The following is a 25382-nucleotide window of genomic DNA, read 5'->3' as shown; positions in this document are numbered from 1 at the left end:
TTTAGGACCTTCATGATAAAAACACTGATTGCCTCAAGTTTAATATTCTCTTCTTTTAGTGCGCTAGCTAATTTAAATACACAGTTAACACCGGAAGAATTGCGAATTGAAAAAGCCAGCCAGGCTATGCCAGAAGTGCTAAGCGCTTTTGCCAGCAAAGTTAATCAATTTGAGCTGCAATTCAAGTCACTCTCAAGCTATGCACAAGCCGTAGATACCGTTAATGACTACTCAAAGCGATTATGGTTTAGTGCAAAAAAACGTATTGCTACAACGCAAAACTTAGATGATCGCGCACTTTATTGGGCTCGCTTACAATCAAGTAAAATAATTCGCACCACAGAACCTGCATTTTCGCTGAGCGCCGCGCAGCAAACAGTGCTATTAACGTTACTAGAAAACGGAAGCCGAGGCCGCACTGATCTGAGCTACTCACAAAACACCACAAAAAAAATATTACTAACCGGGTTTGACCCATTTTTACTTGATAGAAATATAAACCAAAGTAATCCATCGGGTGTAGCAGCGTTGCTTCTTGATGGCCAGGTAATTGACTATAAAGGTATTAGTGCTGAAATAAACACTGTAATGGTACCTGTGCGATATGAAGACTTTGATCAGGGCATCATAGAGTCCTTACTTGCCCCTTATTACGCACTTAATAATGTGGATATGGTGGTTACCGTTAGTATGGGTAGTAAAGATTTTGATCTTGAGCGCTTTCCAGGTAAGCGCCGCAGTGTAACAGCGCCTGACAACGCCAATATAGTGTATGGCGGTACCAAAACAGCGCCGCTCATTCCAAGCTTACACGACCGCCCATTACCCGGTACTGAGTTTGTAGAATTTAGCTTACCTGTTAGCGCTATGCTAAAAGCAAAAGGCTCTTTTGCGATTAATGATAACCGCCATGTTATTACCCTCAAAAAAGACTTTGAGCCTAACAGTTTTGACGAATTAAAAGAGTCAACTGCAGTGCGCGGCGGTGGCGGTGGTTATTTATCTAACGAAATTTCGTATCGAAGTATTCGCCTTCGTAACCAGCTAAACTCAGATATCCCGACAGGGCATATTCACACCCCGCGAATTGCTCAGTTTGAACCCGAAACCGAAGCTAAAATAGTAAAACAAATTCAAACTATGTTAGAGCACAGTTTAGTAGCGCTCTAACATAGCTTGCTTTTTCAACGTTAACATATCGATTAAATAACAAATGTAGGAGCGCTTAAATGCTCCTACGTTTTATTAAACTAAACCGCTAAAAGAGCATGCTGTAATTGCATTAAAATTAAAAGTGCTCTGAATTCGCTTTGGCTATTTTATAATAAAAGATCATTACTTTAATTATTAACTAGATCTTCACAAATTGTGTTCTATGCTCATTTGAGGTAAATCCTTATTACAGGGACATAGTAATGCACACGATTAATCAATTTATTAACTCATTAAATTTAACAAAAAAACTTATCTCCGCCTTTTTAGTTGTTGCCCTAGTACCAATAACAATAATTATTATTGTTGCAATTAATACAGCCTCAAACTCAATGACAGAACAGGTTTATTCACGATTAGACGCTGTGAGTGAAGTAAAACAAAGCGCTGTTAAACGCTATTTTATCAATATTGAAAAAAAGCTTAATGCACTACAAGCAAATCCAGAAATGGCCAATATGGCGACAAAGTTTATAGAAGGATTTAATGATATTTCCCCTTCAAACTCATCTGAGTCTTTAAATCGCTTTTATAAAGAGTCTTTTACTCCAAAATTTAAACAGCTAAACCCGACAGATACAGTTTCATCATCCCTATTAGAGCAAATGAATCCAAAAAGTATTGAGCTGCAATCTCGTTATTTGGCTAATAACCCAAATCCAATTGGTGAAAAACAAAAACTAACTGCAACCGAGCAATCAGACTCTTACGAGCAAGCGCACCGCCAATATCACCCTTATTTAAGAGATATGACCAATATAAATGAGTTCTACGATATTTTCATTATCGACCCAACAAATGGCAATATTGTTTACTCCGTTTATAAAGAAGTCGACTTTGCCACATCGCTACAAACAGGGCCCTATGCTAAAAGTAATTTAGCGAGTTTATTTCAACAATTAAAAGATAGCAGCAACCCACAAACAATTGCATTTGCAGATTATAAACAGTACTCCCCTTCATATAATGCCCCTGCGAGCTTTATAGGTAAGCCTATTGTTGTTGATGGTAAAACGATTGCTATTTTAGCCGCCCAATTATCGATTGAAGATATCAATTCAATCATGAAAGAGCGTGACGGATTGGGCGAAAGCGGAGAAACCTATCTTGTTGGTCCTGAAGGGTTAATGCGCTCTGACTCTTACATTGATCCGATAAATCACTCTGTAGAAAGCTCATTTAGAAACCCAAATAAAGGCACAGTGAATACCTTATCTGTAATCAAAGCATTAAAAAATGAGAAAGGGCAGCATGTAATAAGTGATTATAACAATGAGATGGTGCTGTCTGCATTTGCACCAGTAAATGTATTTAATATTCGCTGGGCCCTCATAGCAGAAATGGACGAACAAGAAGCTTTTGAGTCGATAACTACACTTTCTCAACAACTCATTATTATACTTTTTATCACTATTTTCATTGTTACTATTGCCGCATATTGGTTTGCGAGAACACTAACAAAACCAATACATGCACTGGCTGATACGATGAAGAAAGTTGAACAACAAGGTGACTTTTCATTACGAGCAACTGTCTATTCAAGCGATGAGATAGGCGAAAGTACTCAAGCATTTAACACTCTTCTTGATGCTCTGCAGTTATCTATTAGTGAAACAAATCGTGTTATGAATCAAATGGCTGCGGGTAAATTTGATCAACGTATTGAAGCACCATGTCGAGGAGAGTTAGATACGTTAAAACAAGCAACCAACGATTGTGCGAGTTCACTAAACGATGCAATAAACGAGTTAAATAACATTGCGATTGCTATGGCTGATGGTCAATTTGATATTCAAATTAATGCCTCAATGTCAGGCGAGTTAGGCACCTTAAAAAGCAATATTAACCAATCGCTTTCCTCAATAAATAACACAATGAATAGTATCGTAGATATTATGGCTAACGTAGAGCAAGGTAACTTTAAAGAGCAAATTACTTACCCTGCTAAAGGAAAGCTTGCCCAGCTAAAAGACAGCGTAAATAACTCAGTAAATAGCTTAAGTATTGCCATAGATGGTATTAGTGACGTTATGAGTGCATTACGACAAGGCCAGTTTTCAGCGCAATTAGACGCCCCATTAGCTGGACAACTTAATACCTTAAAACAAGATATTAATTCCAGCATGGCTAATTTAAATAATGTAATGAATGAAATAGGTGAAGTCATGACCGTTGTTAGTAAGGGTGACTTTAAAAAAATGATAAAAGGTGAAGCCAGCGGTCAATTGGAGCAGTTAAAAAGTAATATTAATACATCAATCACGGCTATTGATAATGCTTTAACTGAAATTTCATCAGTCATGCTAGCAATTAGTCAGGGGCGTTTTGATCATACTATTTCATCAACTATGACTGGCCAACTAAACAGTTTAAAAATAGATATAAACCAATCAGTTACCAATCTAGAACATGTCATAAATGATCTCAACCAAGTAATGGCTGCAATGGCAAACGGCGATTTTTCTCATCAATTAAAACAGCCACTACAGGGCCAATTAGAAGATTTAAAAAATAATGTTAATGAGTCTACCTCATTAGTTTCACTGGCTATAAATGAAGTAAGCAGCGTTTTATCAAACTTAGCTAAAGGTGACCTTACCAAAAATATAGAAGGGCAATATCAAGGCGTATTCAATACCCTGAAAAGCGACACAAACGCGACTATCGATAAATTAACCAATGTCATTCAAGAGATTCAAGTATCGGCTAGTCAGGTTATGCAAAATGCAGGTGAAATAGCTTCAAGTAATACTGAAATAAGTAAGCGCACAGAAGAGCAAGCTGCCAATCTTGAAGAGGCAAGCTCAAGTACTGAGCAAATGCTAGATGAACTAACTAAAGTATCTGAACAATCAAAAAGTGCCGTGGCATTAGCAAGTAATGCTGAGGAAATTGCAGAAGAAGGAAACCAATTATCAATACAGACTGTTAGCGCGATTGATGAAGTGAATGAAGCCAGTAGAGACATAAACGAAATACTTACGGTTATTGACAACCTGGCTTTTCAAACAAACTTGCTATCACTTAATGCCGCCGTAGAAGCTGCTAGGGCTGGCGACCACGGAAGGGGCTTTGCTGTAGTCGCTAATGAAGTAGGTGATTTAGCGGGACGCAGTGCTAAATCTGCGAAGCAGATAAAAAGTATTATTGTAAATAGTAATCAAAAAATAGCGCTTGGGACTGAATTAGCAGACACCTCGGGAAAAAAACTAAAACACATAATGCAAGCAGTTAGCGATGTTAGTAAAAATATAATACATATAGCGCATTCTACCTCCGCACAGGAGCAAGCAATTAAAGAGGTCAATCTTGTTGTACAACGTTTAACGGGGCTAACTCAGGCAAACTCAGCTATTACAGAAGAAACAATGGCAGCAGCACGACAAATGGCAGAACAAGCTACCGAGATGAGAGTGCAACTCAATTACTTTAATCTAAAAAAAGAGCAATAATAGAATAAATGCGCTGTCAGTTATCCTGCTAGCGCAACGCACTTTTTAACTTGAGAAACTCAATGAGCCATTGTTAGTTATATACAATTATAAAGTTACGTCACTTTACCCGCTAAATTAAAACGTGGCTGAGTATATAGCTGGGTTTTAACCACCTCAGCTAAAATAGTTACTGCTTGGTAAATATCTTCAAATGAGGTGTAAAGAGGTGTAAAACCAAAGCGTAAAATATTAGGCGCACGAAAATCTGCAATTACCCCATTTTCAATTAACGCTTGGCATATAGCAAATGCGTCGGTATGTGAAAATGCTAGTTGGCTGCCTCTTTGGCTCGAATCCTCAGTAGAACATAAATGCAAATCACGTAAGCATGAATGTGTTTGTACTAATTTAATAAATACGTCGGCAAGTGCAATCGACTTTTCTCTTATTTGTGAAATATCTACATCTTGCCATACATCAAGCGCAGCATCTAAAGCACTCATAGCAATCACACTGGGTGTGCCACATAAATACTGATTTATGTTGTTAGCACGTTGATATTTTGCATCAAAAGCAAATGGTTTGGCATGACCCATCCAGCCTGATAAGGGTTGTTTTACAGCATCTTGGTGGCGTTTTGCTACATATAAAAACGCAGGCGAACCAGGGCCGCCATTTAAGTATTTATAGCCACAACCAACAGCAAAATCAGCATTACAGTCATCAAGTTCAACCGGTATAGCACCTGCACTATGGGCTAAATCCCATATCACCAAAATGCCTTTTTCATGAGCTAGCTGGGTGATTTTTTGCATATCCAACAATTTACCGGTTCTAAAATTCACCTGTGTTAACAGTAATACTGCTACTGAATCATTTAGGCTTTGTTCAATATCTTGCTCTGCGACGAGTTTTAGCTGACATAAGTCGGGGCCTAATAATTCACTTAACCCTTGTACTATGTATAGGTCAGTAGGAAAGTTATCATCGGTAGATAACACCACGTTACGCTCAGAGTTTAACGATAGCGCACTACTTAATAGTTTAAATAAATTAACCGAAATAGAATCACAACAAATAACTTGGCCTTTGTCGGCGCCAATAATAGGCGCTATTTTCTCCCCTACCTGGGTAGGTAAATCAATCCATTGGTGATCATTCCAACTTCTAATTAGGTGACTACCCCATTGCTGGCTTACCACCTCTGCTACGCGCGGTTTTACTGCTTTAGGCAGAGCACCTAACGAATTACCATCGAGATAAATAGTGTCTGCGGGTAAATCAAATTCGTCACGCTTGTGAGCCAGCGTATCCGCTTTATCAAGCGCTATAATCTCATTAAAATTCATTGTTACATCTCGTTCAAACTTTGTATTAGTGTATTAAATGCAGCAGATCCCGGATGGATCCAATCAAAATGCCCCACGCCTTCTAACATGACAACTGGGCGTTTAAGCTGTTCTAAATTAAAAGCAGGCACGATGGCATCTTGGTCACCTTGTAAAATAATGCTTTGCGGATGAAGCGGCTGCTCACTCGGGTTAGCTTGCGTGTATGCCGTAGGTTTATCAGTTGGCATGCCTTGCATAAAATCTTGAGTCACTTTTTGACAACTATTATCACCACGCGCATACGCTTTTATATCAGTAATAGGGGCCAAGCCAATAACCCCTTTAAGCTGGCTTATTTCACCACCAGCAAGCAATGCTAAATGCCCACCTGCCGAATGCCCTACCGCAACTGATTCCGCTAATTTAAACTCGCCATTATTATATTTACTTACCGCTAAAATTCCGGCTTTAACATCATTAAACGTTGCAGGCCAGCCACCACCGCTTGCACCGCTTCTTCGATACTCTAAAGACCATACATTAAAACCAGCTTGTGCTAGCCCCGTGCTTAATGCATAAGTGTGCTTAATATTGTACGCACTTAGCCAACAACCACCATGAAGTAAAATAACTAACGGCGTTTGCACCAATGTTTGTTTTGCGCGCCAAAGCAACGCGAACTGAGATTCATCATTACCATACGCTATTTTTTCATCCGCTGAGTTAAACCCAAGCGAAGCAACACTTGCGTATGCAACATTATTATCTACATCAGGAAAATTAACTTGCAGCGCGGTAGCGTTGACCAAAAAAGACCATACAGAAAAAAATAAAACTACTAAGCATTTCAAAATAAAATACTTCCTTTTTTAACCTTAAAAGCGATATAACTAAAAACGCTGGCAGTCGTTTACAAATTTTTTTATACGACTTACCAGCGCTATTACGTCATTATTAATAAAATAAATCGAATTATTTATTGTTGTTTAAAAACCGTGCCTTCTTTCATAACAAAATCAACATCCAATAAAGCACTAATATCACTTAATGGGCTGGTGTCTAAGGCAATAATATCAGCAAACTTACCAGCTTCTATAGTGCCTAAGCTATGATTCATATCAATCAAATCAGCCGCGTTAACCGTTGCCGACTTTAAGATATCAGCAGGAGTCATACCTGCTTGGTACATCAATACCGCTTCTTGTGCGTTAATGCCATGCTTAGATACACCACTGTCGGTACCGAACGCAATGTTAACCCCTGCCTCATATGCCTTAGTAAAGTTGTTGAGCATATCGCCACCAACCTTAATTGCTTTGCTTTTAATGGCTTCAGACATAAAATCAGAGTTATTGGCTAAGTTAACTACCGTATCGCCAGCAAGCAACGTAGGTACAAGGTAAGCACCTGTTTCTTTGAATAGTTTAATACCCTCATCGTCGGTGTAACTACCATGCTCTATACTATCAACGCCCGCACGTAATGCTGCGTTAATACCTTGGGCAGCATGGGCATGACTAGCTACTTTTCGCCCTAAACCATGTGCGGTATCAACAACTGCTTTGAGCTCATCGTCTTGCATTTGCTGACCTGTACCGGTAGTGGTATCCGAAAGCACCCCGCCAGTAGATGCGACTTTAATTAAATCAGCCCCATACTTGATTGCGTAGCGAGTTTTTTTGCGGCACTCTATTGCACCATCACACACTGTGGGCGGTGTTTTCATCGTGAGTAAGTCGGGGCTCATACCATCAACATCTAAGTGCCCGCCGGTAATAGTAACGCCAGCACCAGCAATAATTCGAGGGCCACTTATCCATCCTTTGGCCACCCCATTTCTTAATGCATACATTTGCTCACTTTGACTGCCCACATCACGCACTGTAGTAAAACCCGCCATAAGGGTTTTGTTAGCAAAATGCACACTGCGCATTGCTACATCTGCATCAGACATTTCCACCAGCTCTTTTTTGTTATCTGGCCCAAGCTCACCTTGTAAATGCACATGCATATCCATAAGCCCAGGCATAACAAAGCTGGTCGATAAATCGATTAGCTGAGCATTTTCACCAAAACGGTTGATAGGTAAAAAACCCGCTGATACCGAAACTATTTTGCCATTTTCTATTACTACGGTTTGTTTTTGTTGTGGTTTTTCTCCGGGAATAGCTAGCAACTCTCCTGCATGAATCACTTTAGTATCCGCATGTGCATTAGTAGCAACGATGTTGATTGCGAAAAAAACGAGGTAACCACACTCAATCGAAATATGCTCATTAAACTCTCCAATGAATCGTCATTCGTTAACAACAACGAAACAACGTTAAAATATTGTTATATCACTAATACCTTATCAGGAAAGTTATAAAAACAAACCACTATCATACTTTTACTACAAAAAACGGCTGAAAGTCAGACTATTAACACAAAAAAGCAGCACACCTAATTGGTCGTGCTGCTTTTAAACATCGCGATTAAAAATAATCTTACATCGTTTACAGGGCCTAAAGTTAAACTTTAAAGAAGGCAATTTCTTTTTTAAGCGAACCTGACAAATCAGTAAGTACTTTAGTTGCCGTGTCATTTTTATTCATCGACTCAATGGTTTCTTCAGACATTACCGCAACCTGCTCCATTGCAGCACTAAATTCAGTTACCACTTGAACTTGTTCAGATGCAGCGCTAGACACCTGCTTCACCAAGTTCAACGAGTCCATTGCTTGTTCCTCAATATGTTTGAGTAAATCTGTTGCCTGCATAATTTTCGCTTTGCCGTTTTCAACCTGTGGCTGCGTTGTTTCCATAGCACTTACAGATGCTGCCGTTTGAGTTTGCACATCGGTAATCATAATTTCAATTTGTGAGGTGGCTTCACCGGTACGTTGCGCTAACTGCCGAACTTCGTCTGCAACAACGGCAAAACCGCGTCCCGACTCACCCGCTCTTGCAGCTTCTATTGCGGCATTAAGAGCCAGCAAATTAGTCTGTTCAGAGATACCACTGATCACACTCGCAATGCCGCCTATTTGTTTTGTATTTTCAGCTAATAACCTTATTTGCTCTACCGTTTCATCAACGGTGGTCGCTATGCGTTCCATTTCGGTAAAAACTTTTTAAGCTAAAACCCAAAATGAAATTCATTTTTTCATGCAGCTAAACCTGATAGGTGTGCCTATACTTAATCCACGTGTTGAAATACTTTTCATATGTAGAGAGCCTATGGATATTAAAGATATAAACATTGCGCTGCTAGAAAAGTGTAATTTTCTTTTAATGGTATTTGATAATAACGATCAGCTTAGTTACCTTTCTCCTAGATGGTCAGAGCTCAATATTACAGCTAAAAACATGCCAACCATTAAAAGCTTTTATGCCTGTTGTACAACTGAAAGCAAAGCACTATTACAACAGCAAATCCTTGCACTAAAATCGCAACATAATGAGTTAGACCAATTTGATATTGAGCTCACATTCACAACCGATTACTCCATTAGACTAAATTGTTGCTTACAAAGTGTAGAACAAAAACAACACCAATATATGGTTTTAATTTTTAACCAGCACTTTGCCCAAGTGTCGTCTGTTATTAGCAATAACGAATTACAAACCATCATAGAAAATGCCGGCGAAGTTTTAAAAGTGGGTTATTGGCAACTCGACTGTAACACTAGCCAATTATTTTGGACCGATGAAATTTACACCATTCATGGTGTTTCACCCAGTAACTATTCCCCTGAACTAGACACAGCAATAAATTTTTATCATGAAGATGATAAACCCAAGATAGCTCATGCGGTCGAACAAGCTCTTGCGAGCGGGCAAGGGTGGAGCTGTATAAAGTTGCGTGTTGTAGGTAACGATCAACAAGAGCGCATTGTTATATCAAGCGGCAATGTATCAAGAAATAAAAACGGTGCAATCACTAAGTTATATGGCATTTTTCAAGATATATCGGGGAGTGAAAAAATCGCTCTAGAGCGGGACTTTTTAGTTACCGCACTCAAAGAAACTACGGTTGGGATGGTGATTGCCGATAAAGACAAGCGCGTTATTTGGGTAAATGGCTCATTTGAAAGAATAACAGGCTATACACTCAATCAAGTGGAAGGTAAAAAACTAGGTGCTATTTTACAAGGTGAAAAAACTGACGCCAACACAATAGAGCAACTTAGAATTCATCTTAAAAAAGGCATCCCTATTACCACCCGAATTTTAAACTATACACAAAGTGGGAACCCCTATTGGAATGAACTAGCCATATCACCCATTTTTAGAGACGGCAAAGTGGCTTATTACTTTGCTGTACAAAACGACGTAACCAAAGAAATAAACATTGAGCATAAACTAATCGCGCTTAATACCAGTTTAGAGCAACGTATTCAGGCGCGTACTCAAGAGCTCTCTTCACTTAATAAAGAGCTAGAAAAACAAGCCAATATAGACCCACTTACAGGCTGTTTAAATAGACGAACTTTATACAGAACGCTCAGCGATGAACTATTAAAAACGCAAAATAAAAACACCTATATTTCATTATTAATGCTCGACATAGACCATTTTAAAGCCATAAACGATAATTATGGTCACGAGGCTGGAGATTTAAGCTTAAAAGAGCTCACCAACACATTACGCTCCTTAACTAGAAAGCACGATTTTGTATTTCGCCTAGGCGGTGAAGAGTTTTTAATTATTATGCCCAACACAAACAAAGCCGAAGCTAAGCAAGCCGCAGAGCGAATTAAAAACACGATTAATCAACATAAAGTTTTCTATCGCAATAAAAACATTAGCTTTACAGTAAGTATTGGGCTGCTTACCCATGATGGCTCTATCAGCTTACAAAACAGCTTAAAATACGTTGATGACTATTTATACGAAGCAAAAGCTAAAGGCCGTAATAGGATTGTTGATTGAGTAATTTTAAATCAATTGGTAAAAACTTAACTAGTCATATAAGCTAAATGATTGAGCATAATAATTTAAATATATTTAGCTAAATTTGAGTTCGTAAATAAAATACACCTTAGGCAAAAATATTAAACGCGTACTTTTTATTTTACGTCAGCTAGTCCGCTATTATTTTTATTCGATTATTTAGTGTTAATCACATCAAAAACAAGGTTGCATAATGATAAAAGCGTCAACACCTGAAGATGAACTATCACGGCTAAAAGACTTATATGAGTATGACGTTTTAGACACTGAAGCTGAGAAATCCTTTGACGACTTAACCCAGCTTGCATCTGATATTTGCGAAACGCCAATTTCACTGATAAGCCTTGTTGATCCCAACAGGCAATGGTTTAAGTCTAAGTATGGAATTGATGTAGCCGAAACAGCAAGAGATATCTCGTTTTGTTCTCACGCAATTTTAGAAAACCAAGTGTTCGAAGTTCAAAATGCACTGACAGACACTCGCTTTCACGATAACCCCTTGGTCACAAACGACCCAAATATTCGCTTTTATGCAGGTGCACCTCTTATAACTCCTAGAGGCAATGCTATAGGTACGTTATGTGTCATTAGTGATAAACCAAAAAAGCTTTCGAGCAAACAAATAAATGCGCTCACGGTTTTGGGCAAAGAGGTTATTGCGCAACTAGAGCTTAGGCTTAATAATAAAAAGCTGTCTATGGCATTAGAAAAACAAAAAGCACACAATAAAGAACTAGAAAAGTTAAAAGAAGAAGCAGATACGGCCAATAACACTAAGAGTAAATTTTTAGCAAATATGACTCACGAGCTGAGAACCCCATTACATGGGATTTTAAATTTAGCTGAATTTGGTATGACCGAAACCACAACAAAGGAAAAAGACAGCACTTTAAAAAGTATATTAAAGTCAGCTCATTACTTATCAAATATTGTAAATGACATTTTAGACTTTTCTAAAATTGAGGCTGGTAAATTAGAAATTGAACATATCGACTTCAATCTTAATGACGTTATTAGCGATGTGATAAAGCCCCAGTTACAGCAAGCGTCTACTAAAGGTATAAAGCTTATTACATCGGTAGACCCTAAAATAGCGGATAATTTAAAAGGGGACCCTCTTCGGGTTTCGCAAATTTTAAATAACCTGTGCTCAAATGCGATTAAATTTACCAAAACGGGCCAAGTCGACCTGAAAGTAAGTATTAAAAGTAGTACATTGCAAACACAAGTACTCAAGTTTGAAGTTATTGATACAGGCCTTGGCATTAATGAGGCTGTTCAAGAACATTTATTTAAAGAATTTCATCAGGCAGATTCATCGACCTCAAGAGAATATGGGGGTACAGGTTTAGGCTTATCAATTTGTGCTCGTTTAAGTGAGTTAATGCAGGGGCACCTTAGCTTTACCAGCCAAATAGGTAAAGGCTCTACGTTCACCTATGAGCAACGCTTTGAGATTGTTTTGTCACCAATAATAGCAAGGCAAAGCGTTGAGCTAACAAACTTACAAGGTTGTACTGTCTTAATTGCCGAAGATAATAAAATAAATCAGCTCATTATTGTTAAAATGCTCAAGGTACATAATGCTGATTTAATAATCGCAGAGAACGGTAAAGAATGCGTTAAGTACTTCAAAGAACACCTTGTAGACTTAATTTTCATGGATATACAAATGCCTGAAATAGATGGCATAAAAGCCACACAGGCTATTAGATCGCTTCCTAAAGGTAAAACCGTTCCAATTATCGCTATGACAGCAAATACCCTAAAACAAGACATTGAGCATTATTTAGATATTGGCATGGATGGCTACCTAACTAAACCGTTCGATAAAGCTAAGCTCAACAGCTTACTCAATGTTTATAATCCTAAAAACCTCAACCTCAAAAACTTAGCAGTAAAAATTAGCGACCCTAATACTGCCAGTAATTGGAAGGTCAAACAAATATGCATAGAATTAAAAGCGCTTATTCCTAATGCCAATCGAGTCAGTCTGTGGTTATTTAATAAAGATTACAGCGCATTAAGTTGCTTAATTTGTCTTGATGAAAATGATGACGTGTCAAGTGGTGCTGTTTTAAATGCAGAAGACTCACCGGCTTATTTCAACTATATCTTAACCAACCAAATACTCGACGCATCAGACGCCAGAAATAACGAAGTAACCGAGTCGTTTACTCACTCTTACTTTGAGCCACTCAATATTTATTCTTTACTTGATTACACTTATAAACTTGATAACAAGCCGTTAGGTGTCATTTGTTGTGAAAGTGTGGACTCAAAAGTAACGTGGAGCCACGAAGATAAAGAATCATTAATAAAAGTAGCGGATATAACTACCCTCTTTTTATCAGAGCAAATAAATAAGCCATAAAAGTTAGTTAAATGCAATCAAGGTGCGGAGTTATCAATAAAGTGCAATTAAATGAAACATGTTTATTGATAGCTCATTATTTTTTGCTGCCACTTACAGTCATTATCAAGCTTGGTTACTAAGTTTTGTAGATGCAGAAACAGTTCACTCTGCTCTTTAGGGACTAATATTCGTCGATGATATTCATCGTGTGGCTCAGCGGATAAGTGGAAAACAGTCGCTTTAACTAAATCTGAAAGGTAATACTCAAACATAGATCGACCAATAATCGCCGCATCAATCCGCTGCTTAGTTAACATCGTCAGCAAGGCTCCCTCGTCAACAGTATCAATTCGATTCACCAAGCCCTCAGCTACTGCTTCGTTTATACCTGCATAATAAAAGCCTCGAACCCCTCCCACTGTCTTTCCCTTTAATGAGTTAGGTGATTGATACTCAAAGGGAGTACTTTGTAAAGAAACAACCTCATCACGATCTTCAAACACTTTACTCGTCCAAAGGTATTTTTGTTCTGTTTTATCTTTAAACCACTTAGGGTTCACCCCCAATAAAATACCATTCATCTCGTTACGCTCTAGCATAACTTCAATACGTTTTCTGGGCACATACACTAAGTTAAATTCATAATCGTTACTTAAACGATTTAAATGATTAACAAAGTCAAAATACAAACCTGATTGACCGCTAATATCAATGATTAAAGGTGGCTGTAGGTGGTATGCATACACCGCTACTTTAAACTTGCCTTGCTCGGCTAAAGCTAAGGGACACATTAATACTAAAAACAACCAGTATTTTGCCATAATTTTCTGCATATAAACTCTATAGATAGGTTTTTAAACATGTTGTTAATTAACTATAGCTTATGCTCTACTATTTCTCTGGAAACTTATTACTGGTTTCACTCATACTCCAAAATTTATTTATATAAATTAGAACAATCACTTACGATACGTTTTTTAAAGTAAAAGCGAGGTTTCCTTGGTCATTGTTGAGGTACCTCAGTTCTTATTTTGAGCTAATTGCTCAATTAAATGCTTATCCTGGGTAACCTCAGCAAGCAAACGATATTTTTTAGCCTGGCGTGTATCATTATTAAGCCCATGTAATTGCGACAAACGATAATTGGCCCAGTTCAAACTAGGCCATGACTCACTTAGATCGCCTTTGCTATATTTTTTTAATGATTCAATTCCCAATAAAATATTCGTTTTACTAAACACAGCATTGCGACCAAGCTGATATAAAACGTTTTGCATCAAAGTATGGTTTTGTGGATTTGTTTTCAACGCGATTTCAAACTGCATATGTGCTTTATCAAACTGTTTAACGTGTTGAAAAAGCAGCCCTAGCTCATAAGCTATAACAGGTGTTTTTCTCTCACTCTGCTGATACTTCAATAGCTTGACTGTTAAAGCTGAATCATCAAGAGTCTGTTTATAAAAATCGAGTTCAGCTAATACGCCTTGTTCTTGATTACGTAATTTAATTGCTTTTACTTGCTCAAAAGCAAGTGCTTCACTGCCACCAGCAATTGCTGGGGCGCCAAGATAAAAGCTAATCAACCCCTTTTTATATGTAATATTCTCTGGCGCTAAAGCAACCGCTTTTTTCATACATGCCAGTGACTTTTTTGCATAGCTAAACGCTTTAAAAAATGCTTCTCCCGCTTGCCTGCCCATAATTCTGCCACAATAAAAATGAGTTAAATGATTCTGAGGATGCTCCTCTATTAACTCACTTATTAATGCTTCAGCGGCATCTAAGTCACTATCAATCATCGCAATTGCTTGTTCATTTAAAGCATCGACTTTTTCACCCGCGTTTACTGATGAACAAAATAGCGCCAATAAAAACATAACTCGCATCATATTTTTCATTTATTTTATCCTTTAGTTTCATTAGTATATTTGCGAGAAAGAACAGAAATAAATATAACTCCCACCAGTCCAGGTGCGACCCAAAACATAATTTGCATAAACCCTGTAGAAGTAAATATATGCCTACCACCAAATGCAATAAATGCAGTGTATGCGGCAATGCCTGAGCCGATATATCCGCCCAAATGCTCAACCAACCAATCGGTTTTTTTATGTGTCGCTTAAAGGTGAAATGTAAATTGGTAATAGAAATAAACAAGCCTAACGGGCCAAATACCAACATTAATATGTGCCCTGTAACAATGCCAAACCATAAAATAAGTGCTCCACTCACTAACAACACAAACGTTATGAATAACTGAAATGGTCCTTTGATACTTTGTTGGTCTAATTTAGCTTTGAGCACTAGTTTGCCATAGCGTACAGACACCAGGGTCAACAACGATAAATGGAAAAGTAACAACGCAAAACGTACAATCCCCTCACGCACCTCAGCCTTATTTACGCTATCTACAAAAGCCTCTGGCTTTACCCACTCGGGAATGGCAATCGATAACAACGCCATCGCCATCCCTGTTATAACCACCCCGTACATAGATAAGGTATACCAGTTACCAAATTTTTTATGCCGTGGTGAGCCTTTTTTACTATAAGCAGGGAACCAAAACAAAAATAAGGCGCATATTCCTACGCTAATATGCCCAGCCAACATAATCTTAAAAATAATATCCATAATTTATAACCTCAAATAATGTGTTGATTTGAAGTATCTAAAAATATGCCTTGTGATGAGAGTGCCAAAAGTCACTTTTTTGTTTGAGCACTTAAAAAGTAATAAACAGGCTATATTATTTGCGAAAAAATTGAACAACCTAGCTTGACCTGTCTAATACTTTATAGTTTACATTAACTATCGCATTTTAAATGTATGAGGTTTTATGTGTACCGTATATCTGAGTTAGCGAAATTAGTTGGTTTATCTAGAACGGCTTTGCTTTATTACGAAAAGCTCAGCTTAATCTCAGCAAAGAGATTAGAAAATGGCTACCGAGTTTATAGCGAAAGAGATGTGCAACAGGTGCGCCTAATCCAGCAATTGCAAAAGCGGGTTTCACCTTAGCTGAATGTAAACATTGCTTAGAAAGTAAGTTAGATAAGACCGTACTTAGGCTACGCTATAATGAGTTAAAAGATGAGATAAGCCAAAAAGAACGTTCATTGGCTTTATTATCTTCCCTTCTCGGTGATGATACGAGTAAGCCATGGCATATAACGCTTTCTGAAATCGCACCAGATGCACATATAGACTGGTTAAAAATCCAAGGGTTTGATGAAAAACAAGCTCTAAGAGTCAAATGGTTGTCAAAAGATATGAATGAACATGAAAAGTATATGCAAGACTTTATGAAAGTGTTTGAAACACTCGAGCTTTGGGGGCCTAGTAGTAAAGAAGATACTTCAAAAGCGTACTCGTTACTTACGAGCCATCCTGCACATATTTTAGAGATAGGTTGCGGCAAAGGAAATTCAACAATAACACTTGCCAATTTATCGAAAGCAAAAATTATCGCAATAGATAATGAGCAGTCAGCCTTAGCGCAATTGCAACTTAAAATTAAGCAGCACAACCTCAAAGATTCAGTGTCAACTCAATGTATGAGTATGACTGAATTGAATTTTGACACTGATAAATTTGATGTCATTTGGGCGGAAGCATCGGCCTATATTATGGGAGTTGAAAAGGCACTGGCCAATTGGCAGTCTTTATTAAAATCACACGGATTTATTGTTTTTAGCGATTTAGTCTGGCTAACAGATAACCCAAGTCAAGATTCTATAGAACACTGGAAAAATGATTACCCAGACATTCAAACAATTAACACTAGAAAGTCACAGATAGAGCAAGCAGGGCTTGAGCTAAAACATACATTTACTGTTTCTGAGCAAACTTGGCAAAGCTACTATGTACCACTTGAAAAACGTGCAAATGAGTTAGCATCACAACTGGTAAACTCACAAGCAATCTCTGATATAAAAAACGAAGTAAATTTGTATAAATCGCGACTTGGTGAGTTTGGTTATCAATTCTTTATTGCTCAAAAAAATAGGCACTCGCTGCTTACTTATGTAAGCAGCTTAGTAGTCATTCAAGGTTAGCAGCGTTTATTATTATTTTATTAATCCTACTTCTATAGCCTTTAACACCGCTCGCGTACGATCCCTAACACCTAATTTTGCAAGAATAGTTGAGACATAGTTTTTAACCGTCCCTTCAGATTTAAACACCGCAGCCGAAATTTCGCGATTGCTACACCCAGCCGCCATAAAGCGCAGTATTTCTAATTCTTTGGCGCTGAATTCAGGCAGGTCAACTACACTTTCAAATTGGCTATCACTGGTACTTAGCTGCTTTATTACACGTTCAGAAATCGCTGGCTGTATTAACGTTTCGCCCTTATGAACACACTCTATCGCATCTACCAAGGTCTCTAATGATACATCTTTAAGTAAATACCCCTTTGCGCCTGCTTGCAGCGCGCTAACAACGAGCTCATGATCATTAAACGTTGTTAGCATAATCACTGGCGGCTGCGGTTTATCAAGCTTAGTTTGGTTTAACGCTTGCAACGTATCAATTCCCGACATTGCAGGCATGCGTATATCCATCAGTATAACGTCAGGTTGTTTTTCTTGAATTAACGATATAGCTTGCTCACCACCAGACGCTTCAGCTACCACATCAATAGCTTCAGAGAGCATTAATAAACTTTTTATCCCTGAGCGTACCAACGTTTGATCATCAACAATAATTACTTTAATTTTCATTGTGGCTCCACCAGCGTAATCTGTGTTACAAAACCAGTTGTGGTATGTTTAAACTTCACACAGCCACCTAAATCGTTAACACGCTCTTCAATACCTTTGAGGCCGTGTCCTTTTTGCAGAGGCTTGATGGTTTTAGAGTGAGCATTATCAACAATCGTTAAATGAATAACATGCTCTGCATGTGTTATAGCTATTGTCAGCTCAGTAGCATAACTATGTTTTAGCGTGTTAGTTATGCTCTCTTGCGTACAACGAAGCAAGGCGTCAGCAACCCTAACATCATTAATCATCGCTTCATCCACAATATTAAGTTTAATTTTTAACTGCGGTACATTATTAATAAGTGCTTGTAAGGCTTGTTTAATTTCTATCGCTGATCTGTCACGAATTTCTGAAACGGCCTCTCGAACATCGCTCAATAACAGCTTAGCCAAACTATGACATTGCTTAATATTTTCATGCACAGCTCCTTCTGACGTTCGCTGTGCTACTTGTAAATTAATCGTCAAAGCGGTTAAGTGGTGCCCTAATAAGTCATGAATATTACGGGCAATGCGAGTTCGCTCAGCTTGCTTGGTGGCTTCACTTAACAGCGTTTGTGTGGCAATTAACTCTCGGTTTAATGCCTCTGACTTTTCACGTGCTAGAGATTCGTTTCGTGTAGTATTCATGACCACTAATGCAAATAAATTAAACGTCCAAAATAACAAACCGGTCAACAGGCTATCGTCTTTGCCCCAGTAAAAGGTAAAAATAAGAAAAAGCGGAACTAAACATAACAAGGATAAGCATATGGCGTGCCTCAAACGCATAAAATAAGGTAGTTGAGCACACCAAATGGTGCTTAATATCGCTATGTAGGTGTAAGGTACAACCGCCGCTACAACTAATAATACAGCATATTGAATTGTTAAAAGCCCTTGCTTAAGCCTTTCATTTAAGCGGGTCTTATAGTTTGCGTTCGCAATCATAAAACAGCTTATAAACGCTAAGAAACACAGGGTAACTATTATTAAATCAGGTACCGAATAATCATCCGACTTGACCATTAACCATAACGCCGAGCCGCTCACGGCAGCCCACGCAATAATCGCAGTAAAGCTTTCTATAGACACAAGACGTTTTATTTCAGTCATTTAACTTAATCCATTAATAAATATATCTTCAGTGGCCTCTTAAACTTAGTCTACAGCAGGCGTGCTCAAAATATTAAGCTCTTTTATAAAGAATGTGATTTTGCTGTTTAAAAAACTGAATGTGAGGCGTTGTTAATGCATCGATGCCATCATATTCGTTGTGTTAATTATCTATTTTGTATATTTGCCTAACCTGCCAGAGAAAATGGGAAATGCTGGGTTATTGAATATGTATGGTTGTTGCTTACTTAAAAGCGCGAGTATAATACGCCACTGCAAACGCATTTAGCTCACCAAATTTGGAGCACCACCATGAAAAAACTATCGAAAGTACAATTAAAACAACAAGCACTTGTACTTGATGTTGCTGATAAAATAGAAGCACAAGGGCGTGCTGATATACCAGGTATGCTGCAATGCTGGTTCGATGTGGAATATCATTTATTTCCGGGTTCGTTACTTATGTGTTTTCAGTTTGAAAACCAACAAGCATTAACTGCGGCAGAGCCAGAGTTATTAAAATGGCAAAAGCGCTTAAGCGCTGCCATGCTTAAAAAAGGCGTGATTTTGAAAGATATGCGTAAACATTTAGTGTTTACCTTAAAAGGACCTGACGACTAAACCACTTGTATTGAATGCACATTTTATTTTAGTGCGCTTTCTAAATTAGACTCATTAACGTGTTTAATTAGCTCAGGAAAAAACGCTAAAAAAAGCCCATCTAGCGCATTGTAATGGCGAGATATATCTTCAGCAGCGCCAGCAAAATTATTAGTAAATCGAATACGCTTAGCAATATTATCAAGCGCCCGCCCCACCCCATCAACGCTTTCATACTCTTTAAACCAATCGTTTTGCGTCATACTGGTTACTACACGTTGCATTCTTTGTGGCATTACAGGTATACGCTTATTCAAAAACCCATAACTGGTGTGCTTAAAATCAATTAATGATTGGTTATTAAACTGCTGCCAATGCTGAATGAGAAAATGATCAAAAACCACATCTATAGCCACGCCAGCAAAGCGCCTGCGCTTGACTGAAAAAAGCTGTTTAGCTTCTTTAACAAAAGGGTGTGCGTCAGTAAATTTATCCACTAAATAATGATTATCAAGCGCGTTTTTAACGCTTGTAGGTATATGCGTTAGCTGCCGTTGCCCCCCAAAATCTCCCAGCAAATTACCAAAATGGGAATCAGCAGTAGGCTGTGCTAAATAAAGGTGGGCTAAGTAATTCAAGGTAATCTCACGATGGTTAATAAAACACACATCATACTTTGATGTATATCACGAACAATAAAAAAGCATCTACTCAATCAGCCCTTCAATACTCAAACCTTGGTAGTTATTATTTTGTTTTCGATACTCATTCGGAATTCTCCCTACTATACTTTTAAACACGCGATTAAACGTTGCAAGAGACGAAAAGCCACTCTCAAGTGCAATACTCAAAATACTCCATTCTTGAGCTTGTTCACTTGCTAATAACATCTTTGCATAATTTACACGGTATTGATTAATAAACAGATTAAAGTTAGCAACCTTATAATGATATCGAATCGCTCGGCTAATTTTATATTCAGGCACTTGAAGTGCTTGTGCAAAATCTGAAATTTTTAGATTAGTTTGTAAAAACAACTGCTGTTCGTTTATGAGTTTAGAGATGCCCATTATCAACTCAGCTTGTATTTGCTCTTGATGATGGCTGATATCACTAATTTTCTTTACTTCATCGCTATCAATACCAACTTCACTCTCATCATTATGAGGTCGCGTTTGCTTTTTTGAGCTACTTGCTTGCAGGGTCATAACTATGTGCATTGCAAATACAATTAACAGCGCAGAAGAAGTGATAATTAGCGGGTTATATAGCTCAATTTCCGCAGGGCTAAATATAAATGCAGGTAATATACTGGCATTAACAACCGCTAAAAAGTACGCACTTGCAAAAATCACTGATTGCACTTTTTGAACGTGTGTTTTGCTATTGAAGCCTCTCATCGACTCCCAAAAAGAAAGCACTAAAATGCATGATGAAAGTAAACCTGTTATTTCATTCATGCCTTGCTTTAATCGCCACATTATATGACTGGTAGAAAGTGGTTGTGGGTCAAGGCTCACCAAATAGTGCCATGTTTGATTAAACATGATCAAAAGCGCGATAGTTGCAGCAACTGCCACATGTCTGCGTGAAATAGGGTTATGCTCACGAAATAAAGCCCGCGATATTAACCATGATGCATTACACGTTGCACAAGTAAACAAGCCAATAAAGTACTGATACTCCCCCAAGCTTGGTGCACTAATTTTTTGCACTCCGACCATACACAAAGAGCCACAAAATATGACAAATAAATAATGAATAAGCTGCTTATCTTTTTTAAGCGCATTTAAAAACATTAAGCTCATACAAACAAAAATAAGCAGATAATAAGGAGACGTATTTTGCATTACAGTGCGTTTTTAACCTGACGTTTATACTTGCCTATCCAACATAGTACAAAGTAACTTTTCAGTTAGCAAAAAGACTTTGTTAGGGAATGTGTCTGTAGCAGTTAATTAATTTTCAAAATTACCCATATATCGTTACTCAAATTTCAAATTTGATAAGAAACCGCCTTTCAAACCCTTTATATTTGCGTTATTCGTTTTATGAAGAAAAAAGAAAATACACATGTATAAAATCAAACTTAAGCCAAATTCATTGCTTAATAACAGTAAAAAAATATGGTTTAGCTGCCTGCTGATGGCACAAGTCTGCTTTGTTATTTACCTCACATTAGGGTACGGGCTTACGGGCGCTACTAACGGAATATCTGGCTGGAATAGCCTAAATAGCACGGCCTATGTTGCTAACGATACAACTGGAAACTTCATGTATGCGGCACATGTATTATTAGCCATCGTGATGATAACAGGTGGCAGCTTGCAGCTAATTCCCTTTATACGAACAAAGCACCCTCGCTTTCACCGCTATAACGGCCGTATTTTTGTGTTGCTTGCCTGTACCATTTCATTCGCGGGCATATACCTGATACTAGCCAGAGGAACTGTTGGCAACGCCTTGATGCATGGGTTAACAATATTTGGCGGTTGCGTGGTTATTTTATCAAGTATATTAGCAGTAAAAGCAGCCAGGAAACGTGATATTAGCCTTCATAAAGTATGGGCAATACGCTTATACCTCGCAGCAAATGGTGTGTTATTTTTTCGCTTGATGATTTTTGCTTGGTTCTTAATATTTGGCACTTTAGGAGTCGATACCGCAACGTTTACCGGCCCAGCGGTATTGGCTGTTAGCATTTGCTCTTACGTGATCCCTTTACTTATTGCTGAGCTAGTAAGGTATGCTGAAAGTACAACGAATAAAATTATTACCATCGCCACAGCAAGTATAATGACATTGATATCCATTATTTTCCTAGTGGGTTTATTTGGGGTCGTGTTAGCCAACTGGTACCCGGCGATAATTAACTTATAAACAGGCTACTCTTTTTAACAGGGAGCTTATCTGATAAACGCCCAATCAAAAGCCACTTTATTAATCAGTGGCTTTCGTTGATAAATCAACGCTGGGATCTGTAATTCGCGAGAAAGTACGCCCTAGCTTAGCTAGCAGAAGTCGGTTATTCAATTTTTTGAAAATTCCCAGCTGCCTATTGCTGGTTGTTTTTCTGCGCAACCACGAACGAGAATACGTAAGAGCCCTTTTGACCCATTCGTAAATCACTAAAAATCACGCGCCATCTAACATACAAGCGGCGCAACACAGATAAACAAAGAGCTAAACGGCCGCAATTTTAATGACAATACAACAATTACAGCTTACCTTTGCTGAAGGTTTTGCATAACACTGTATTTTATAGCCCGAGCTTACACGTTTTTGTAACGGGAGTACCTCACACATAAAAGCCGGTCACTTTGTTATGTACCGGCTTTTATAAGTACCTACTTCACACTCGTTTATAGTTCAGGGGCAAACTTTAACATGCGAGTTTGATCTGTTAACTCAATATCAATGAGTTCAAAGGGCGGGTTAGCTGCTCGAACAGAGGAAAATGGCATCATAAATTGACCATGCCCCTCGATCTGCTTAGCAACCTCTACCGTTGCCAGTTTTACCCTCTCCCCTTTACTGTCTGTTCCAGTTAGTGTCGCGCGAATAGCAAAGCGCCCAGCATCAGTAACATCAACTGGGACCTGTGCTTGGAAGTGATTACGCCCTAAAGACATCACACTAGCTTTACCCATCGTGATGGTATCAGCACTGTGTACAAACGGCATTTTTATAGAGCGTTTTACTATTTTACCACTTGCATTAGTTTTGATATTTGCCTCCAGTTCATAATATCCTTTTGCGGCACCTATTGTTTCAAGCGGGTAAGTGAATACAGCCTCACCTTTTTCATAACGTACCTCAAGTTGTTCACCATCAGGGCTAAACAAAGCTAACTCTACATCACTATCTTTGATGTGTTTTTGCCCCATACTGAGGTTTATGCTCAAGCGTTGTTGTTGTTCTTTTAATTTAAACTGGGTTTTAGCATGCAATGCACTAAGCGAGCCTTTTTCAATAACGTGTACCAAATATGTATCTTGGTCACCGAGCGCTTGGCGTGTTTGTAGCATGGCTTTGCCGTTAACTTGCCCTAATTTAAGCCCAACACTACCATCTCTAAACCCTGCGTTTTGCATTTGCTCACGCGCAGCAATAGCCTGCATTGAAATTTGTCGCCCACTCTCACTAAGTACCGAAAACATATTAGCTTGCAATTGATGAGGTTTCATCACTTCACCGCTATCAAAGCGTGCTTTAGGGGCGATACGAATAAAATGATCCGCTTGATTAACAAACACGGGCACACCACGCTTTAGTTCTTTTCCGGTCACTCGCTGCCAATACTCCACACTGTCTTTTTCAAGGCTCTGCAACGGCGCAACTGACGCCGACTGAACCTGAGGAAATTGATAAACTGTTTGCTCATTCGCATTTGCCACAGCACTCACAACCATTATTGCAGCACATAATTTAGTTATTTTTTTAATCATTATCTAACTCCTAAATTCGATTTTTAAGCATGTCTGGTAAACCAAAGCAATTACGGCGGCTTTGTTGATGACTTAAAGGTTCACTACCACGCGTTTGTGATTTGTCTTTAAACCACACCGAACCCGCTAGCGACTGAGAGCTACAATTTAAAAAGCCATCAGAGCAACTGTCTAACCAATTTTGCGTGACTTCAAGTGCAACTTGGTTTTGGTATCCTCCGCAATAGCTATCACTATCCCAAACGGCAGAGTCAACATCACTCCCGACCACAGCTTCAAAACGAGAAGGTAAACTTGGACGATTAGGTGTACCATATAGCCACTGCGCGTTATACGATGCCATCCAAGACACTTGTTGTTGTTTTACTGCATCACTGCCATAACCCAATAGCCAACCCAAACTTTGCTCAAAAGAGTTACCCGCAACAACCGCATCAGCCAAAGGTGTACCACCACTAGAGGGAGCAAGCGCAATGGTATGCGTTACTTTATTAATGATATTTGCATAGCGGCTATCAAACGTTGGGTTAGATAAGATCCATCGCACCACATTGCCACCATTAGAATGGGTAATGAGGGTTAGCTCTGTAATATTTTTATTATTGATAAATGAGCTCAGTTGCCCTGCTAAGCAGCCAGCAGCGCCATCGGCCCACATATATTGCTCAAAATCACAATTTATAACTGCGTAATTATTAGTGTTAGGCAAGCCTTGACGTACAGTATTAACAAAACTGCCCGTCCAATAGTCATTGTATGCATCGGTTTGTTCGCCTGTACCATGAACAAATGCAATCCCTTGTTCGGCAAATGCGCCGTGGCTTAAGCCAGCCGCGAGTGTTAAAGCAGGCATTAATAAGCATGTTTTTATTTTCATGTGTATTCCTGTTGATTGTAGTTATCAGGTTGGAGGTGTGACCTCCGTTCAGAAAATAGACTACACAGGGGTAAACGCAAGAAATTATTTACATTTATTTAACCTTTGTGTGCTTTTTCACTCCAAATCATTAGTTTTTTATATTAATCGGCATGGGTTAATGATGAGCTTTAAAGTGTGTAACAATGATAAATTTAAAATCAGATAACAAAGAATAGAGAAACTCAATAGTGCTTAAAGGGCCGGTGATGTGTATCCACAAACCACGGAATTGCCATGCATGTTCACTGAAAAACGAGACAAATATAGGCACTAAACGCAAATTGAAG

At 38.5% G+C, this 25382-nt stretch carries 20 protein-coding genes and 1 pseudogene; 8 read left to right on the top strand and 13 right to left on the bottom strand.

Annotated elements, in window-relative coordinates; translation table 11 throughout:
• Positions 1 to 12: 12 nt before the first annotated feature.
• Positions 13 to 1170: a hypothetical protein gene (locus AB8618_RS02445; protein WP_409424708.1), complete on the top strand. Its 1158-nt coding sequence runs from the start codon at positions 13 to 15 to the stop codon at positions 1168 to 1170.
• A gap of 245 nt (positions 1171 to 1415) precedes the next feature.
• Positions 1416 to 4664 (top strand): methyl-accepting chemotaxis protein, encoded by a 3249-nt coding sequence (locus tag AB8618_RS02440; protein WP_409424707.1) that lies wholly within the window; start codon positions 1416 to 1418, stop codon positions 4662 to 4664.
• 95 nt (positions 4665 to 4759) lie between these two features.
• On the opposite strand, the gene kynU is transcribed toward AB8618_RS02440, so the two are convergent.
• From kynU to AB8618_RS02420, 4 genes and pseudogenes are all read right to left on the bottom strand, one after another.
• Complete coding sequence (gene kynU, locus AB8618_RS02435) at positions 4760 to 5995, bottom strand: kynureninase (RefSeq protein ID WP_409424706.1); 1236 nt, start codon at positions 5993 to 5995, stop codon at positions 4760 to 4762.
• Between the two features lie 2 nt (positions 5996 to 5997).
• Entirely contained in the window at positions 5998 to 6828 is an 831-nt protein-coding gene (locus AB8618_RS02430; RefSeq protein ID WP_409424705.1) for an alpha/beta hydrolase family protein, read from the bottom strand.
• A 125-nt stretch (positions 6829 to 6953) separates the two neighbouring features.
• Positions 6954 to 8254 (bottom strand): annotated as a pseudogene (locus AB8618_RS02425) (amidohydrolase family protein).
• A gap of 233 nt (positions 8255 to 8487) precedes the next feature.
• Positions 8488 to 9075, bottom strand: coding sequence for a methyl-accepting chemotaxis protein (locus AB8618_RS02420; RefSeq protein ID WP_409424704.1), 588 nt, complete (start codon positions 9073 to 9075; stop codon positions 8488 to 8490).
• A 121-nt stretch (positions 9076 to 9196) separates the two neighbouring features.
• Here AB8618_RS02420 and AB8618_RS02415 point away from each other — a divergent pair, with 121 nt between their 5' ends.
• Together AB8618_RS02415 and AB8618_RS02410 are read left to right on the top strand one after the other, a co-directional pair.
• Positions 9197 to 10891 carry a diguanylate cyclase gene (locus tag AB8618_RS02415; RefSeq protein WP_409424703.1) on the top strand — a complete coding sequence of 565 codons (1695 nt, stop codon included), beginning with the start codon at positions 9197 to 9199 and terminating at the stop codon, positions 10889 to 10891.
• Positions 10892 to 11105: 214 nt separating this feature from the next.
• Entirely contained in the window at positions 11106 to 13286 is a 2181-nt protein-coding gene (locus AB8618_RS02410) for a response regulator (protein ID WP_409424702.1), read from the top strand.
• A 62-nt stretch (positions 13287 to 13348) separates the two neighbouring features.
• Here AB8618_RS02410 and AB8618_RS02405 read toward each other — a convergent pair whose 3' ends face one another.
• The 3 genes from AB8618_RS02405 to AB8618_RS02395 all read right to left on the bottom strand — a co-directional run bounded on the left by AB8618_RS02405 (position 13349) and on the right by AB8618_RS02395 (position 15899).
• On the bottom strand, positions 13349 to 14101 hold the full coding sequence (locus AB8618_RS02405) for a substrate-binding periplasmic protein (RefSeq protein ID WP_409424701.1): 753 nt from the start codon (positions 14099 to 14101) through the stop codon (positions 13349 to 13351).
• A gap of 186 nt (positions 14102 to 14287) precedes the next feature.
• Positions 14288 to 15166, bottom strand: coding sequence for a tetratricopeptide repeat protein (locus tag AB8618_RS02400; RefSeq protein WP_409424700.1), 879 nt, complete (start codon positions 15164 to 15166; stop codon positions 14288 to 14290).
• Positions 15102 to 15899, bottom strand: a complete 798-nt coding sequence (locus tag AB8618_RS02395; protein ID WP_409424699.1) for a hypothetical protein — start codon at positions 15897 to 15899, stop codon at positions 15102 to 15104. Before AB8618_RS02395 ends, AB8618_RS02400 begins: the two co-directional genes overlap by 65 nt.
• A gap of 195 nt (positions 15900 to 16094) precedes the next feature.
• Between AB8618_RS02395 and AB8618_RS02390 the strand changes: the two genes are divergently transcribed.
• Together AB8618_RS02390 and AB8618_RS02385 are read left to right on the top strand one after the other, a co-directional pair.
• The gene (locus AB8618_RS02390) at positions 16095 to 16286 is read left to right on the top strand and encodes a MerR family transcriptional regulator (RefSeq protein ID WP_409424698.1); all 192 of its coding nucleotides are present in this window, start codon (positions 16095 to 16097) and stop codon (positions 16284 to 16286) included.
• Positions 16287 to 16384: 98 nt separating this feature from the next.
• A complete protein-coding gene (locus AB8618_RS02385; RefSeq protein ID WP_409424697.1) occupies positions 16385 to 17323 on the top strand; it encodes a class I SAM-dependent methyltransferase in 939 nt (312 codons plus the stop codon).
• Positions 17324 to 17335: 12 nt separating this feature from the next.
• Here the strand turns inward: AB8618_RS02385 and AB8618_RS02380 are convergent, their stop codons facing one another.
• Together AB8618_RS02380 and AB8618_RS02375 are read right to left on the bottom strand one after the other, a co-directional pair.
• On the bottom strand, positions 17336 to 17992 hold the full coding sequence (locus tag AB8618_RS02380; protein WP_409424696.1) for a response regulator: 657 nt from the start codon (positions 17990 to 17992) through the stop codon (positions 17336 to 17338).
• Positions 17989 to 19128 (bottom strand): sensor histidine kinase, encoded by a 1140-nt coding sequence (locus AB8618_RS02375; protein ID WP_409424695.1) that lies wholly within the window; start codon positions 19126 to 19128, stop codon positions 17989 to 17991. Before AB8618_RS02375 ends, AB8618_RS02380 begins: the two co-directional genes overlap by 4 nt.
• A gap of 312 nt (positions 19129 to 19440) precedes the next feature.
• Here AB8618_RS02375 and AB8618_RS02370 point away from each other — a divergent pair, with 312 nt between their 5' ends.
• Complete coding sequence (locus tag AB8618_RS02370) at positions 19441 to 19749, top strand: hypothetical protein (RefSeq protein WP_413401271.1); 309 nt, start codon at positions 19441 to 19443, stop codon at positions 19747 to 19749.
• A gap of 23 nt (positions 19750 to 19772) precedes the next feature.
• On the opposite strand, the gene AB8618_RS02365 is transcribed toward AB8618_RS02370, so the two are convergent.
• Complete coding sequence (locus AB8618_RS02365; protein WP_413401270.1) at positions 19773 to 20366, bottom strand: ACP phosphodiesterase; 594 nt, start codon at positions 20364 to 20366, stop codon at positions 19773 to 19775.
• 69 nt (positions 20367 to 20435) lie between these two features.
• Positions 20436 to 21578 (bottom strand): helix-turn-helix domain-containing protein, encoded by a 1143-nt coding sequence (locus AB8618_RS02360; RefSeq protein ID WP_409424692.1) that lies wholly within the window; start codon positions 21576 to 21578, stop codon positions 20436 to 20438.
• 223 nt (positions 21579 to 21801) lie between these two features.
• Between AB8618_RS02360 and AB8618_RS02355 the strand changes: the two genes are divergently transcribed.
• Positions 21802 to 22608: a DUF2306 domain-containing protein gene (locus AB8618_RS02355; protein WP_409424691.1), complete on the top strand. Its 807-nt coding sequence runs from the start codon at positions 21802 to 21804 to the stop codon at positions 22606 to 22608.
• A gap of 482 nt (positions 22609 to 23090) precedes the next feature.
• On the opposite strand, the gene AB8618_RS02350 is transcribed toward AB8618_RS02355, so the two are convergent.
• Both AB8618_RS02350 and AB8618_RS02345 read right to left on the bottom strand, forming a co-directional pair.
• Complete coding sequence (locus AB8618_RS02350; protein ID WP_409424690.1) at positions 23091 to 24176, bottom strand: DUF4785 domain-containing protein; 1086 nt, start codon at positions 24174 to 24176, stop codon at positions 23091 to 23093.
• A gap of 10 nt (positions 24177 to 24186) precedes the next feature.
• Positions 24187 to 25053, bottom strand: coding sequence for a hypothetical protein (locus tag AB8618_RS02345; RefSeq protein WP_409424689.1), 867 nt, complete (start codon positions 25051 to 25053; stop codon positions 24187 to 24189).
• Positions 25054 to 25382: the final 329 nt, after the last annotated feature.

The organism is Pseudoalteromonas sp. RW-H-Ap-1 (genome assembly GCF_048318575.1).
Taxonomy (GTDB): Bacteria; Pseudomonadota; Gammaproteobacteria; order Enterobacterales; family Alteromonadaceae; genus Pseudoalteromonas.
This window is presented reverse-complemented; position numbering and strand designations above follow the sequence as displayed.